Source organism: Candidatus Amarolinea dominans, from assembly GCF_016704685.1.
GTDB lineage: Bacteria > Chloroflexota > Anaerolineae > SSC4 > Amarolineaceae > Amarolinea > Amarolinea dominans.
The window spans coordinates 1-12,986 of record NZ_JADIZS010000020.1; the positions used below are offsets into that span (position 1 = coordinate 1).

Consider the following 12,986-nt stretch of genomic DNA (forward strand, 5'->3'; position numbering starts at 1 on the left):
CCTCGTGCAGACCGATCTCCAACGCCGCGCCGCTGGCCGGCTCACCCGTGCGCGGGATCAGGATGAGGCGGTCGCCCTCCAACAGGTGCAGGGTGCAATCGCTGTAGCTCAATGCCGGGCCGGTCATGATCTGCGCGATGCGGTCGCCAATCTGCTGGCGGTCCGGGGTGCGGCTGAGCAGTTCGTTGACCTCGAAGATGCTGGTCAGGCGCTGGGTCTGGCGCAGGTTGGAAATGGCGGTCGCCACCTGGCTGGCAATGGTGGAGAGCAGGTCGCGATCATCATCGCTGAAGCCAGCCTGGTCCAGCGCGCCCTCTGGCGTCAGTTTGTTGAGCACACGCAGCACGCCAAAGGTGTGGTAGGCGTCATCCAGCGGCACAGCGATCAAGTGCTGCGCCTGGCCGCTGCGCAAGATGTCGCGATAGCGCCGGCGATGCGCCTCGATCACCAGCGGGCAGTCGTTCACCTGATTGCAGGCCACGGCCTGGCCAAAACGTGTCCCACGCTCCTGGTTGGCCTCGGCAGTCAGGTCATGTGGATCGCGGCTGGCCGCCGGCGGCTGACCGCCCTGGGCATGGCAAGGGCAATTGTCCGGATGCACAGGCGGCTGGGCGCAGCTCGCCAGGCCGGTCAGCCCTTCACCCACGCGGTAGATTTCGTCTGGAAACAGGCCGTCATCCTGGCCATCGCTGTCCTGGCGGCGCAGGACGCCGTCCTTGAGCAGGAAGATCGAAGCTGTTTCAGCCCGCAACCGCGCCCGTGAGGTGACCACGGCGTGGTGCAGGACGGTCTGCAGGTCAAGCTCGCGATTGAGCGACCGGCTCAGCTCGTGCAAGAGGGCCAGGCGCTCCTTGCGCTCTTCCGCCTGCTGCCGCACCTGTTCGTACAACTCAGCGGTCTTCAGCGCCAGCGCGGCCTCGTGCGCGACGGTCTGCAGAAAGGTCTGGTCGGTCGGACGAAAGCGCTCGGCCAGCGACGACTGCACGCTGATCAGGCCGATGACGGCGTGCTCATACTGGATGGGCACGATCAGCGCGGCGCGCATGACGCGGCTGCCCGCGGGCGCAGCGGCCGGCGGCGGCAGGTTGTTATGCAGGCCGGCGACCCCGCTGCTCCACACGCCGCGTTCCAGGTCTGCCAGCGCCTGGGTGACGGTCTCCCGCGCATGGGTACTGCCCGCCTGCACCGGCTGCTCATGCACCAGGCGCAGGCGCGTCTGCACCTGACCCACAGTCAGATGCAAGGTTTTCAGCGCGGCCTCAAGCGTGGTCTGGCAGACGGTTTCCAGCGAAACCGGGTGGGTGGTGGTCTGGCCGATCTCACGCACCGCATCCATCTCAAGCTGGCGGCGGTAGTAGAGATCAGACTGATAGAGCGTCAGGGCCAGGCGATCGGCGAACTGCTGCACGACCTGCGCGTCGGCTGTGGGCAGACGCAGCGGTCCGCAGCGCAGCGTGGAGAGCTTGAGCAACCCCCACACCGTGTCGTTGTGGACCAGGGGCACGGCGAGGATGCCACCCTCCGGCGAGCAGGGTGCAACCGGCGCCACCGGGGTTTGCGCCTCCGCCGGATGATCCTTGCCTTCCGGCCGCCAGGGCAGTTCTCCGTAGGCCAGGGCCTGCGCCAGCCAGGATGCCGTTTCGCCCTGCCAGGGATCGCCGGCGCTGGCGCGCTGATATTCGATGGGTCTGACCGGCGCGCTGTGTATCCCGGCCAGGCGTTGTGCGAGACCCGGTTCCAGGTTGATGGCACGCGGAGAGGGCAGGCGCCACGCTTCCACCGCGGGCTGCACCAATTCCCGGCGCACGATCAGGCGGTTATTCTCACGGTCGAGGACGATCACGGCGGCGCTGTGATCGTATTTAATGAAGCGCTGCAGTTCATCCAGCAAGAAGCTATAGAGGTCAATCGGGTTCTCTTTGCGGTTGGCCTGTTCCATGATGCGCATCAGCAAACGCAGGCGGTGCGCATTCTGTTCATGCGCCAGCAGAACGCCAACCCGCCGCAGCCAGCGCTGTTCGCGGCCGGAGAACATGACGCCAGGCCGCAGCAGCGCCAGCACGCCGCTGGGCGCCTGGCCGCTAACGGCCGCCGGCAGGCCCAGGACCCCGCCGGGCAGTTGGGTGTTACCACCGGTCATGACCCGCGGCCATAGCTCGGCCGGCCACACGCAGCGGCCCAGCCGGTAGGTCAGATCGAAACGGTTGCTGAAAGGGTCGGCCAGCGCCAGGCAGATGGCCTCGGCGCCAAAGAAGGTTTGCACGCGGCGCAGGCCGGCCAGGCGGGCCTTGTGCGCATTGTCGGGCGCGGCCCACAGCTCGCCCAGTTCGAGCAGGAGCTGATGGGCGTCACTCGTGGAATGGGCCTGCGGATCGGGCGGCTCCGCAGCGAGATCGTCAGATTGAGTCGGCGGCAGGGGTGTCATGGTGTGCCTCGATGACAACCCCTGCGCGCCAGGCTGGCGCGCAGGGGTCTTGCAACAACGGGCGATCAGCTGACCGGGGGTGGATTACGGACTTCAGGCGTTGACGCCGGCGCCGGGGCGCGCAGGTTGGCCAGGCCCAGGGCGGTGGCGCGGGTGTTTTCTTCCGTGGCGATGAGCAACGTCAGCACGCCGCCGGCCGCATAGAGGATGACGAAGTAAAACAGGCCGCAGACGACGGGCAGCAATGCAGCAATCCACAGGGCAGCGGTCGGAATGGTCAGCTTGAAGCCGAGCACATTCTGATAGTTGCCGCCGAGAATGAGCGCCAGGCCGGCGGCCAAGCCCAGGAGCAGGCAGATGGCGGCAAACAGGCGCAGCATGAAGCTGGTGAAGCGCAAGAACCCGAAACGCTTTTGCATGACGAGCCTCCTGTTACTTGCTCGTTGCGGGCTGGATCTTTTCGGCGCCCTTGGCCAGCGGGAACTCCATGTAGATGGTCAGGTCAAGGTTGGCGATGAACGGGGCAAACTTCGCCACCAGGTCGAGCGCGGCCGGGTCTACGCTGCCTGTGCCTTTGGCCAGTTCCAGCGCGTTGGCCAACTCGGCCTCGCCCCAGCCAATCAGAGGCAGAGGGTCGTTGTTGACCGAGACCTGCAGACCGGCGCTGCTGGACTGAATCGTGATGAATTGAACGTTGGAGCGCATCAGGGACTGGATAGTGTCCGGCGTCAGGTAGATGGGCAGGTTGGTCAGCCCCATCTGCGCCAGGGCAGCGGCATCCGGGCGGAACATCTGGCCGCCACGGCCAATGACCTGCGGCGCGCCGGCGGCATCGTAGACGATGGGCAACTGTACGACGGCCGCGGCCGGGAGCTGCGCGCCGTCGGCCGCGGGCGCGGGTGGTTCCTGGTCTTCGGGGCGCACTTCGATCTTGGTGGCGCCGGCCTTGACGGGGATCATGAAGACCAGGTCAAGCCCGACGCTGCGCACCATGGGCAGAAGGGAAGGGATCCACTCAGCCAGGTGCATACCGTTGACTTGCGGATCGAACGTCTGCAGCATCTTGGCTGCATTTTGCAGTGTGTTCTGGTCCCATTTTACATATGGCAGCGCCTTCGAATTTACAAAGAGGTAAAGGCCATCGCCCCGATGCAGCAGTTCGATGTGCTGGATGTTGTTGGCCTGGAACTGGGTGACCTGCTCTGGGGTGAGCTGCAGCGGCGCCATGGGACTGCCGGTTAGCTTGGCAAGGTCGGCGAGCGACATGCCCATGACGGTGGGCGTGCCCTGTTCATCAATGTTGACGGTGATGCGGGGCAGTTCGATGAGGAACTCCTGGGGGCTGGTCTTTTCGCCTTGCGAGGTTGAAGGAACGGGACGTGTGCCACAGGCCGTGAGCACAAGCACTGTGACGAGCAACAGAGAGACAATCCATCCGAATCGCTTTGACACCATAGTCAATTCTCCTGGTCAGGTATGTTGGCGCCCGAGCTGCGCCGGCTTGAGGTTGTGCGGGGGAAGTGAGTTTGTTGTGGACAAGCACGCCGGGGAACGAGGCCGCCGAATGAATTCGGGGCGAAAGGGCGTTCCGCCGCCAGGTCGGCCTGCGCCGACCGCAGCTTGGCGGAGATGAATGGGGCGAGTGGGACTCGAACCCACACGGACGGTTAGTCCTTCGGTTTTTAAGACCGATGCGTCTGCCTGTTCCGCCATCACCCCAAGAACTGGCGCTGATCTGTTGTCAGGTTTATTCTACACGCACTGACAAAAAATGTAAAATGGCGACCACAAGGGGACACGTTGGACGGAGCGAACCGGGGGGGCACGTCACGCCGGCGGACACGGCTACGGAAAGCTTCGCGTCCTGGCGTTAAGATATCTTCACGTCAACACCCTGATCTGGTTCGCCTGCGGTCCCTTGGCCGTGTGCTCGATGCCGTATTCGAGCAGCAAGTTCGGTTCGATCGCGCCGGCGTCCGCGGGCAGGGCGTCGCGATGAAAGAAGAGGTCCTCGCCCGTGGAGCGGCTGATGAAGCCATAGCCGCGGCGCAAGTTGTACCATTTGACCAGGCCGCGCTCGCGACTGACCGCGGGCAGCAGTTGCGCACAGGCCGGGCACAGCCGTCGCGTCGGTTCGATGCCGCCCGCGGCGCGCTGCTCGCCGGCCGTCCAAATGAAGGGGATGCCGCAGCGTTGACATTCGCTGGTGCGATCTCTGTATTCGTGCATGAAGGTCTCCTGGGGGGTTGAACCGCCAAACTCCGTTTGACAGATACCCGGTTCTGGGCTAAAATTGGCGCGTGGTTGGCGACGTAGCCAAGTGGCAAGGCAGGGGTCTGCAAAACCCCGATCGCCGGTTCAAATCCGGCCGTCGCCTCTCAACCGGCTTCCGGGATTCTCAGTCCCGGAAGTTTCTTTTTGCGCAGCGACTCAGGCTGCCAGGAATACAGACAGGATTTACAGGATTGACAGGATGTTTGGCTCTCCTTGCCGATTGTTTTGCCCACCGCAGGGCGAAAATCCTGTTCGTCCTGTCAATCCTGTCCAAGTTGGTGCGCCATGCGTTTTCGGAAAAAACCGCAGAGATGAGCAGTTACCTTTTTCCTGTGATTGAACTTGTGCGGCCGGACGAATGGGCTGCGGGGGTATTTTAGCCTATTTCGGTGGTATGGTACAATCGGTCGCCGGCGACGCCAGCAATTCCTAATGTAACACACACTTGACCACAAGGAACGCATAGAACACAAAGAAACGGCAGAAGATGCGCGGATTGGCGGGGTCTTTGTGCTCTTTGTGTTCTATGTGGTTGAAAGATCGCTCAAACTTGGAATTCCTGCGGCGACGCACGCATGACAAACCGGCGCCGTGAGCGGATGCGCTGGTGGGGAAACTGCTCCGAATCCTGGAAACGATAGTGCGCGAGGAAGATCAATGATGGTGATGCAACGCATACGGTTTACGTATACGAAGGGTGAGCCGCTGAAGTGGATTGGGCACCTCGACCTGGCGCGCGTGTGGGAGCGGGTGCTGCGACGCACGCAGCTGCCGGTGGCGTACACGAAGGGCTTCAATCCGCAACTGCGCATTCAGTTTGCCTCGGCGCTGCCGGTGGGCTGCCGTGGTCGCGCGGAGCTGGCCGATTTGTGGCTGAATGAGCCGGTAGCGCCGGCCCAGTTTGCGGCCGAGTTGCAGCCCAAGCTGCCGCCGGGCATCGAGATTCGCGATATCCACGAAGTTGATCTGCACGCGCCCACGTTACAGGCGTTGATGTGGGCCGCGGATTATGTGGTTCAGATTTTGCCCGAAGGCGCGGTGGATGTGGCGCAGGCGGTCGGCCGCTTCACAGCCGCGGCGCAGGTACTCAAACAGCGCGCCCGCGACGGCAAGACCTACGACTTGCGGCCGCTGATCGAAGACCTGCGCGTGGAGGGTACGGATGACGAGGGCTGGGTCCACCTGGCGCTGCGCGTCAGCAGCCGACCAGGCGCCACCGGCCGCCCCGATGAACTGCTGGAGGTCCTCGGACTGACCGATTGCGCACGCCGCATCGAGCGCACGCAGCTCATCCTGGCCGCGGAACCTGACAAATCCGCCGGCGCACCGCGTGACGCAGACGCCGCGCTGGCCTTCGACGCGGACAGCGAGCGGGAACCCATCGCCAAAGTCCTGCCCGCGCGCCTGACCCGCACAGGCTGGGGCGGCTTCGACTAATAGAAATTGTCAAAAACCGCAAATTGGGTATTGACAAGTCGCTGACCGTGTGCTATACTCCGATCAGTTAAACGCTTAAATGACCGTGTGCCGCCGAATGAATTGCGGCACTATTTTTTACACAAGGAGTTAAACGTTTAACATGGCGGGCACGACGACTATTCGCGATGTGGCCCGGGAGGCTCATGTCTCCATCGCCACGGTTTCTTATGTGCTGAACGACTCCCGGCGCGTCACCGAAGAGACGCGCCAGCGCGTGCTCGGCGCCGTGACCCGACTGGGCTACCGCGCCAACATCACCGCTCGCAATCTGCAGGCCAACGAGACCCGCCTCTTTGCCTATACCTGGCAACCCAGCCCGCCCGACCAGTTCAATCCCATCCTCGACAGCTTTCTGCAGGCCGCAGTCGCGGCCGCCGCCCGCCGCGGCTATCGCTTCCTGGTTTTTCCCACGGCGACTATCGCCGATGAACTGGCCACCTATCAGGCGTTGATCCTGGAAGGCCAGGTGGACGGCTTCGTCCTGTCCAACACGCATCTGGAGGATGAGCGGGTGCGCTGCCTGTTGGATGCAGGCTTTCCATTCGTGGCCTTTGGCCGCTCGAACCCGGGCTGGGATTTCTCCTGGGTGGACGTGGATGGCACGGCCGGCGTGCGCATGGCTGTCGAACACCTGCTTGCACAGGGGCACCGGCGTATCAGTTGCCTGTCCTGGCCGGCGCCTTCGTTAGCGGGCCAACATCGGCTGAATGGTTTTCTCGCCGCCATGCAAAAGGCGGGGCTGGCAATAGATCCGGCCTGGATCGAGCGCGCGGAAAACACGTACGCGGACGCTTACGCCAGCACCCGACGTCTGCTGGCGCTCCCGCCAGATCGTCGCCCAACGGCCATTGTGACGATGTCTGACCTGATGGCGATCGGTGTCATCAACGCGGCCTGGGATGCCGGCGCTGAGCCGGGGCGTGAGCTGGCGGTCATCGGGTTCGACGATGCGCCCGTTGCGCGCTTCCTGCGACCGTCGCTGACCAGCCTGCGCCAGCCAATCGCCGAGGTGGGGGAGCGCCTGGTAGGCATGCTGGTTGACCTGTGCCGCGCACAGCGCAGCACGGAACACGAGGTACTCTTGCAGCCGGAACTCATTGTGCGGGCATCGAGCGACTTCCATGTGGAGAGCTAAGCAACTGTGAAACTTGAAGCGATCATCTTCGATCTCGACGGCGTGATTACCGACACCGCCGAATATCACTACCGGGCGTGGCAGCGACTGGCCGATGAAGAGGGATTGCCCTTCAACCGGCAGATCAACGAACATCTGCGCGGGGTCTCGCGCCGCAGCTCGCTGGAGATCATCCTGGCGGGCCGGCCGGCGACTGAGGCCGAGATCGCCGAACTGACCGAGCGCAAGAACCGCTATTATGTCGCCATGCTCGCCGGGGTCACGCCCGCCGACCTGCTGCCTGGCGCGGTGGATCTGCTGCGGGAGTTACGCGCGGCCGGCGTCAAGGTGGGTATCGGCTCTGTCAGCAAGAACGCGCACACCGTCCTGGATCGCCTCGGCATCTGCGATCTGTTGGACGCCATCGCCGACGGCTTCAGCGCCGAACGCAGCAAGCCCGCGCCTGACCTCTTCTTGAAGGCCGCCGAGATGCTGGGCGTGCGCCCAGCCTTCTGCGCGGTGGTAGAAGATGCCGCGGTGGGGGTTGATGCGGCGCTGGCCGCGGGCATGTGGGCGATCGGCCTGGGGCCGGCGTCGCGGGTGGGTCATGCGCACGCTCGCTTCGAGAGCCTGGCGGGGGTGACGTTGGCCGCCATTCGCACGGCCCTGCAGGACGCCGCGTGGACGATTGCGGAGCCGATCTTCGTACCGGACTCGCAGAGCCACATGGAAACCGTGTTCACCATCGGCAATGGCGCCATGTGCAGCCGCGGGGTTTTCGAAGAGGGGTATCCGGGCGCTATGCCGGCCTGCTTCGTCCACCGCGTGTGGGACGACATGCCCGTCAACTACACCGAATTGGCGAACATCCCTGCATGGTGGGGCGTGGACATCTGGGCCGATGGCGAGCATTTCCGGCTCGATCGCGGCCAGGTTCTGGGTTACCGTCGCCAGCTCGACCTGCGCACCGGCGCGCTTTCACGGCAGGTGCGCTGGCAGCCGCGGGAGGGCGGGCCAGTGCTGGAACTGGACTTCGAACGCTTCATCAACCTGGCCGATCCCCACGGCGCGGCGCTGCAGGTGACGATCACGCTGGCCGAGGGACAAACGGCGCTGCGCGTGCGCACCGGGGTGAACGCGCATGTGGAGAACACCGGGCTGCTGCATTGGAATCTGGTAGATCAGGTCGCGGGCCTGGACACGGCAGCCGTGCAGGTGCGCACCCGCGCCACCCAAACCGATCTGGCGGTCGCCATGGCGGTCAAGCTGTCAAGCGCCGGGCCGTGGCAGTCCAGCCGCTGCGACGCGGAGGGTCAGCCCGCGACCGAGTATCACATGACTCTGACCGCGGGCGCAAGCGCAACGCTGCACAAGTTCGTGGCGGTGGTCAGCAGTCACGATGCCCCCGACCCGCTGGCGATCGCCCAGGCGACAGTGCAGGCCGGCCAGGCTGCCGGGTATCGTGCCTGGCGGGCGGCTAACGATGCAGCCTGGGCCGAAATGTGGGCGGCCTCGGATGTGCAGATCGAAGGGGACAACGAGGCCCAGATCGCGCTGCGCTTCAACCTGTTCCAGCTGCTCATCGCAGCGCCGCAGCACACCGACCGCGCCAGTATCGGCGCCAAGACGCTCAGCGGTTTCGGCTACCGGCACCACTCCTTCTGGGACACCGAAATTTTCATGCTGCCCCTCTTCACCTTCACGCAGCCGGCCCTGGCGCGCCACATGCTGATGTACCGCTGGCACAACCTGCCGGCCGCACGCGCCAAGGCAACGGCGAACGGTTTTGCGGGCGCGCAGTTTCCCTGGGAAAGCGCTGACGACGGCCGCGAAGTGACTCCCACCTGGGTGCCCCACGCCGCCGATCGCAAGCAGCTCATCCGCATCTGGACGGGCGACATCGAGATTCACATCACGGCCGACATTGCCTACGCGATCATGCAATACTGGCAAGTGACCGGCGACGACGCCTTCATGCGTGATTACGGCGCCGAGATGGTGCTGGACGGCGCGACGTTTTGGGCCAGCGCGGCGCAACTCGAAGCGGATGGCAAATACCACTATCGCAATGTGATCGGCCCGGACGAATATCATGATCGGGTTGACGACAACGCCTACACCAACACCCTTGCCCAGTGGCACCTGGAGACGGCGTTCAACCTGCTGGCCTGGCTGAAACGCCAACACCCGACCCGGCACGCCGAACTGGTCGCGGCGCTCGACCTGACCGAGGCCCGCCTGCGGCACTGGGATGACGTGCGTCGGCGCATCGTCCTGCCCGGCGATCCTGCCAGCGGCCTGATCGAGCAGTTTGCCGGTTTCTTCAGCCTGCGCGATGCAGACCTGGCGATGCTGCGCGACCCTGGCCGCAGCCGGTCCATGCAAGGGCTGTTGGGCATCGAGGGGTGTGCTGCCACTCAAAACCTGAAGCAGCCCGACGTGTTGATGCTGCAATACCTGCTGCCCGAGCGCTTCTCGCCCGCGCAGGTGCGCGTCAACTGGGAATACTACGACCCGCGCACCGACCATGAGCTTGGCTCCAGCCTCGGCCCCAGCATCAGCGCGGTGATGGCGTGCCGCATGGGTGAGCACGAGCGGGGACACCAACATTTCCTGCGGGCGGCCCGGGCTGATCTATTGGACGTGCGCGGTAACGCGGAGGATGGCATCCATGGCGCCAGCGCGGGAGGGCTATGGCAGGCAGTGGTCTGCGGATTTGCCGGCCTGCGGCTGACGGAAAGCGGATGGGAGATCGCGCCCAGCCTGCCTGATGGCTGGACGCGCCTCGCGTTCAAGTTCTACTACCGAGGCCGGTTGGAGAGCGTGGAGATCACGTGTTGAGAACCCGAGCCGCCTCAAGGTCCTGGCAGACGGGGAGGCGACTCGGCAGCAGCAAGCCTACGCAAGCGTAGGCCCGGCGCCGGGGCCTATTCTAAGCATAGAACCGGCGCCGGTCAAAACGGATACAGGAGTCGTTGAAAAAGATACAAAAGGAGGTGCAAGAAGGCACAAGAAAGGGTACGCCAAACAAGATTTTGCAAGCTATTCGCTGATTTCTCTCCAGGAGGAGAACCATGAAAACGTATCGTTATAGAACACTGTTGATCGTGATCGTGCTGGCGCTGATCGTGGCGGGCTGCGGGCCCCAGGCCACCCCGGCGCCGACCACGGCCCCGGTTGTTGAAGCGACCAAAGCCCCGGTTGCCCCGGTTACCCCGGTTGTTGAACCGACCAAAGCCCCGGCATCCACCTACGGCCTGAAGGCCTTCGAGGTGGAAGCGGCGCGAAGATCGTCTTCTCAGGCTGGGGTGATGAGACCGAGCAGAAGATCTACCGAGATTCCATCGCACGCTTCGCCGCAGTCTATCCTGACGTCACGGTGGATTTCCAGCCGATTCCGGCGGACTTCCAGACGAAGGTAAAGGCGATGATGGCCGGCGGCACCGCGCCGGACGTGCTCTACGTGGACGACCAGTTGATGACAGCCTTCGGCGCCAGCGGCCAGCTTCTGGCCCTGGACGAGGCCATGGCCCAGGCCGGTACGACACGTGACGACTTCATCGGCGCCCTGCTGACCATCTTCACGCTGGATGGCAAGACCTACGCCCTGCCCAAGGACTGGGGCACGTTGGGCCTGGTTTACCTGCCCGAGGCCTTCAAGGCTGCCGGCATCGCCGAGCCGACCGAGACCTGGGGCTGGACTGAGCTGAAGGCTGCGGCCGAGGCGATTCAGAAGACCGGCAAGTTCGGCGGCTTCTGCATGGGCCCTGACTGGGCGCGCTTCGCCCCCTTCGCCTTCGGCAACGGCGGCGCCTACGCCAACGCGGACAACAGCGCTCCCACCCTCGACACGGCTGAGATCAAGGACGCGGCGAAGTTCGTGACCGACCTGAAGACGGCCGGGACGATCGTGACCGCGGCCGATGTCGGCGCGGGCTGGTGCGGTGAGGCCATCGGCAAGAAGCTCGTGGGCATGACCTACGAGGGCGGCTGGATGGTCAACTTCATGCGCCAGAACTACGCAGACGTGACGTGGAAGGCCGCGCCGCTGCCGACCGGGTCGAAGGGCAAGGCCGATGTGATCTTCACCAACGGCATCGGCGTCAACAAGGCCACCAAGTTCCCCAAGGCCGCGACCGCTCTCGCCATCTTCCTGACCAGCCGCGACAACCAGGCGGAGATCGTCAAGACCGGTTTCGCCTACAGCACCCACCCCGACCAGCTCGACATGGTGGTTGACGCCAACGACAAGGCCATCGCCCAGGGCGGCACCTTCAAGCTGACCCGCGTGGCCTACTGGGGTCCCAACACCGGCAAGGTGAATGATGCCGTCTCCAAGGCCCTGGAGCGCATCTACCTGGGCGACCAGACCGTGGATGAGTCGTTCAAGCAAGCCCAGAAAGAGGCTGCTGAATTCCTGACCGGCGGCGGCGCGGGCAGCGGCCCGATTGCACCACCGGCTGCGACCCTCAAGAAACTCGACGTGGAAGCGGGCGCGAAGATCGTCTTCTCAGGCTGGGGTGATGAGACCGAGCAGAAGATCTACCGCGATTCCATCGCACGCTTTGCCGCAGTCTATCCTGACGTCGCGGTAGATTTCCAGCCGATTCCGGCGGACTTCCAGACGAAGATGAAGGCGATGATGGCCGGCGGCGCCGCGCCGGACGTGTTCTACGTGGACGACCAGTTGATGACGGCCTTCGGCGCCAGCGGCCAACTTCTGGCCCTGGACGAGGCCATGGCCCAGGCCGGCACGACACGTGACGACTTCATCGGCGCCCTGCTCACCATCTTCACGCTGGATGGCAAGACCTACGCCCTGCCCAAGGACTGGGGCACGTTGGGCCTGGTTTACCTGCCCGAGGCCTTCGAGGCTGCCGGCATCGCCGAGCCAACCGAAGCCTGGGGCTGGACTGAGCTGAAGGCTGCGGCCGAGGCGATTCAGAAGACCGGCAAGTTCGGCGGCTTCTGCATGGGCCCTGACTGGGCGCGCTTCGCCCCCTTCGCCTTCGGCAACGGCGGCGCCTACGCCTCCGACGATTTCAAGACAGCAACCATTGACACAGCCGAGATCAAGGACGCGGCGAAGTTCGTGACCGACCTGAAGACGGCCGGGACGATCGTGACCGCGGCCGATGTCGGCGCGGGCTGGTGCGGTGAGGCCATCGGCAAGAAGCTCGTGGGCATGACCTACGAGGGCGGCTGGATGGTCAACTTCATGCGCCAGAACTACGCAGACGTGGCGTGGAAGGCCGCGCCGCTGCCGACCGGGTCGAAGGGCAAGGCCGATGTGATCTTCACCAACGGCATCGGCGTCAACAAGGCCACCAAGTTCCCCAAGGCCGCGGCGGCTCTCGCCATCTTCCTGACCGGCCGCGACAACCAGGCGGAGATCGTCAAGACCGGTTTCGCCTACAGCACCCACCCTGACCAGCTCGACATGGTGGTTGACGCCAACGACAAGGCCATCGCCCAAGGCGGCACCTTCAAGCTGACCCGCGTGGCCTACTGGGGTCCCAACACCGGCAAGGTGAACGACGCCATCTCCAAGGCCCTGGAGCGCGTCTACCTGGGCGACCAGACCGTGGATGAGTCGTTCAAGCAAGCTCAAACCGACGCGCAGAACGCGTTGGACGGCAAGTAAGTCACATCCGAGGCAGGGGGATGGGGGGATGAATGAGATTCCCCGATCCC

The 12,986-nt window shown here is 64.4% G+C and carries 8 protein-coding genes, 2 tRNA genes and 1 pseudogene; 6 read left to right on the plus strand and 5 right to left on the minus strand.

Translation table 11 applies throughout. From position 1 onward, the window contains the following. The 5 genes from IPF85_RS14070 to IPF85_RS14090 form a co-directional block, all read right to left on the minus strand. The coding region (locus IPF85_RS14070; RefSeq protein WP_343408714.1) for a GAF domain-containing protein at positions 1–2,425 on the minus strand (2,425 nt) is incomplete at its 3' end. A gap of 65 nt (positions 2,426–2,490) precedes the next feature. Then, positions 2,491–2,844: a hypothetical protein gene (locus IPF85_RS14075; RefSeq protein ID WP_343408715.1), complete on the minus strand. Its 354-nt coding sequence runs from the start codon at positions 2,842–2,844 to the stop codon at positions 2,491–2,493. A 13-nt stretch (positions 2,845–2,857) separates the two neighbouring features. Continuing rightward, the gene (locus tag IPF85_RS14080) at positions 2,858–3,880 is read right to left on the minus strand and encodes a hypothetical protein (RefSeq protein WP_343408716.1); all 1,023 of its coding nucleotides are present in this window, start codon (positions 3,878–3,880) and stop codon (positions 2,858–2,860) included. A 179-nt stretch (positions 3,881–4,059) separates the two neighbouring features. After that, positions 4,060–4,144: transfer RNA gene (locus IPF85_RS14085), tRNA-Leu, on the minus strand. A 162-nt stretch (positions 4,145–4,306) separates the two neighbouring features. Beyond that, positions 4,307–4,654 carry a cold shock domain-containing protein gene (locus IPF85_RS14090; RefSeq protein ID WP_343408717.1) on the minus strand — a complete coding sequence of 116 codons (348 nt, stop codon included), beginning with the start codon at positions 4,652–4,654 and terminating at the stop codon, positions 4,307–4,309. 77 nt (positions 4,655–4,731) lie between these two features. On the opposite strand from IPF85_RS14090, the gene IPF85_RS14095 reads away from it, so the two are divergent. The 6 genes and pseudogenes from IPF85_RS14095 (at position 4,732) to IPF85_RS14120 (ending at position 12,936) form a co-directional block, all read left to right on the plus strand. Next, positions 4,732–4,802: transfer RNA gene (locus IPF85_RS14095), tRNA-Cys, on the plus strand. 554 nt (positions 4,803–5,356) lie between these two features. Beyond that, entirely contained in the window at positions 5,357–6,136 is a 780-nt protein-coding gene (locus tag IPF85_RS14100) for a TIGR03936 family radical SAM-associated protein (protein WP_343408718.1), read from the plus strand. 142 nt (positions 6,137–6,278) lie between these two features. Then, entirely contained in the window at positions 6,279–7,313 is a 1,035-nt protein-coding gene (locus tag IPF85_RS14105; protein WP_343408719.1) for a LacI family DNA-binding transcriptional regulator, read from the plus strand. Between the two features lie 9 nt (positions 7,314–7,322). Next, positions 7,323–10,133, plus strand: a pseudogene (gene pgmB, locus IPF85_RS14110) (beta-phosphoglucomutase); the annotation flags it as partial. Between the two features lie 233 nt (positions 10,134–10,366). Next, a complete protein-coding gene (locus tag IPF85_RS14115) occupies positions 10,367–10,714 on the plus strand; it encodes a hypothetical protein (protein ID WP_343408720.1) in 348 nt (115 codons plus the stop codon). Further along, entirely contained in the window at positions 10,636–12,936 is a 2,301-nt protein-coding gene (locus IPF85_RS14120; RefSeq protein WP_343408816.1) for an extracellular solute-binding protein, read from the plus strand. The genes IPF85_RS14115 and IPF85_RS14120 overlap by 79 nt, the downstream gene beginning before the upstream one ends. Positions 12,937–12,986: the final 50 nt, after the last annotated feature.

What these genes read in the sequence shown, in the direction of transcription:
- IPF85_RS14090 (WP_343408717.1), bottom strand. Translation starts at nt 4,654, where the DNA reads ATGCACGAATACAGAGATCGCACCAGCGAATGTCAACGCTGCGGCATC.
- IPF85_RS14080 (WP_343408716.1), bottom strand. Translation starts at nt 3,880, where the DNA reads ATGGTGTCAAAGCGATTCGGATGGATTGTCTCTCTGTTGCTCGTCACA.
- IPF85_RS14100 (WP_343408718.1), top strand. Translation starts at nt 5,357, where the DNA reads ATGATGGTGATGCAACGCATACGGTTTACGTATACGAAGGGTGAGCCG.
- IPF85_RS14115 (WP_343408720.1), top strand. Translation starts at nt 10,367, where the DNA reads ATGAAAACGTATCGTTATAGAACACTGTTGATCGTGATCGTGCTGGCG.
- IPF85_RS14075 (WP_343408715.1), bottom strand. Translation starts at nt 2,844, where the DNA reads ATGCAAAAGCGTTTCGGGTTCTTGCGCTTCACCAGCTTCATGCTGCGC.
- IPF85_RS14105 (WP_343408719.1), top strand. Translation starts at nt 6,279, where the DNA reads ATGGCGGGCACGACGACTATTCGCGATGTGGCCCGGGAGGCTCATGTC.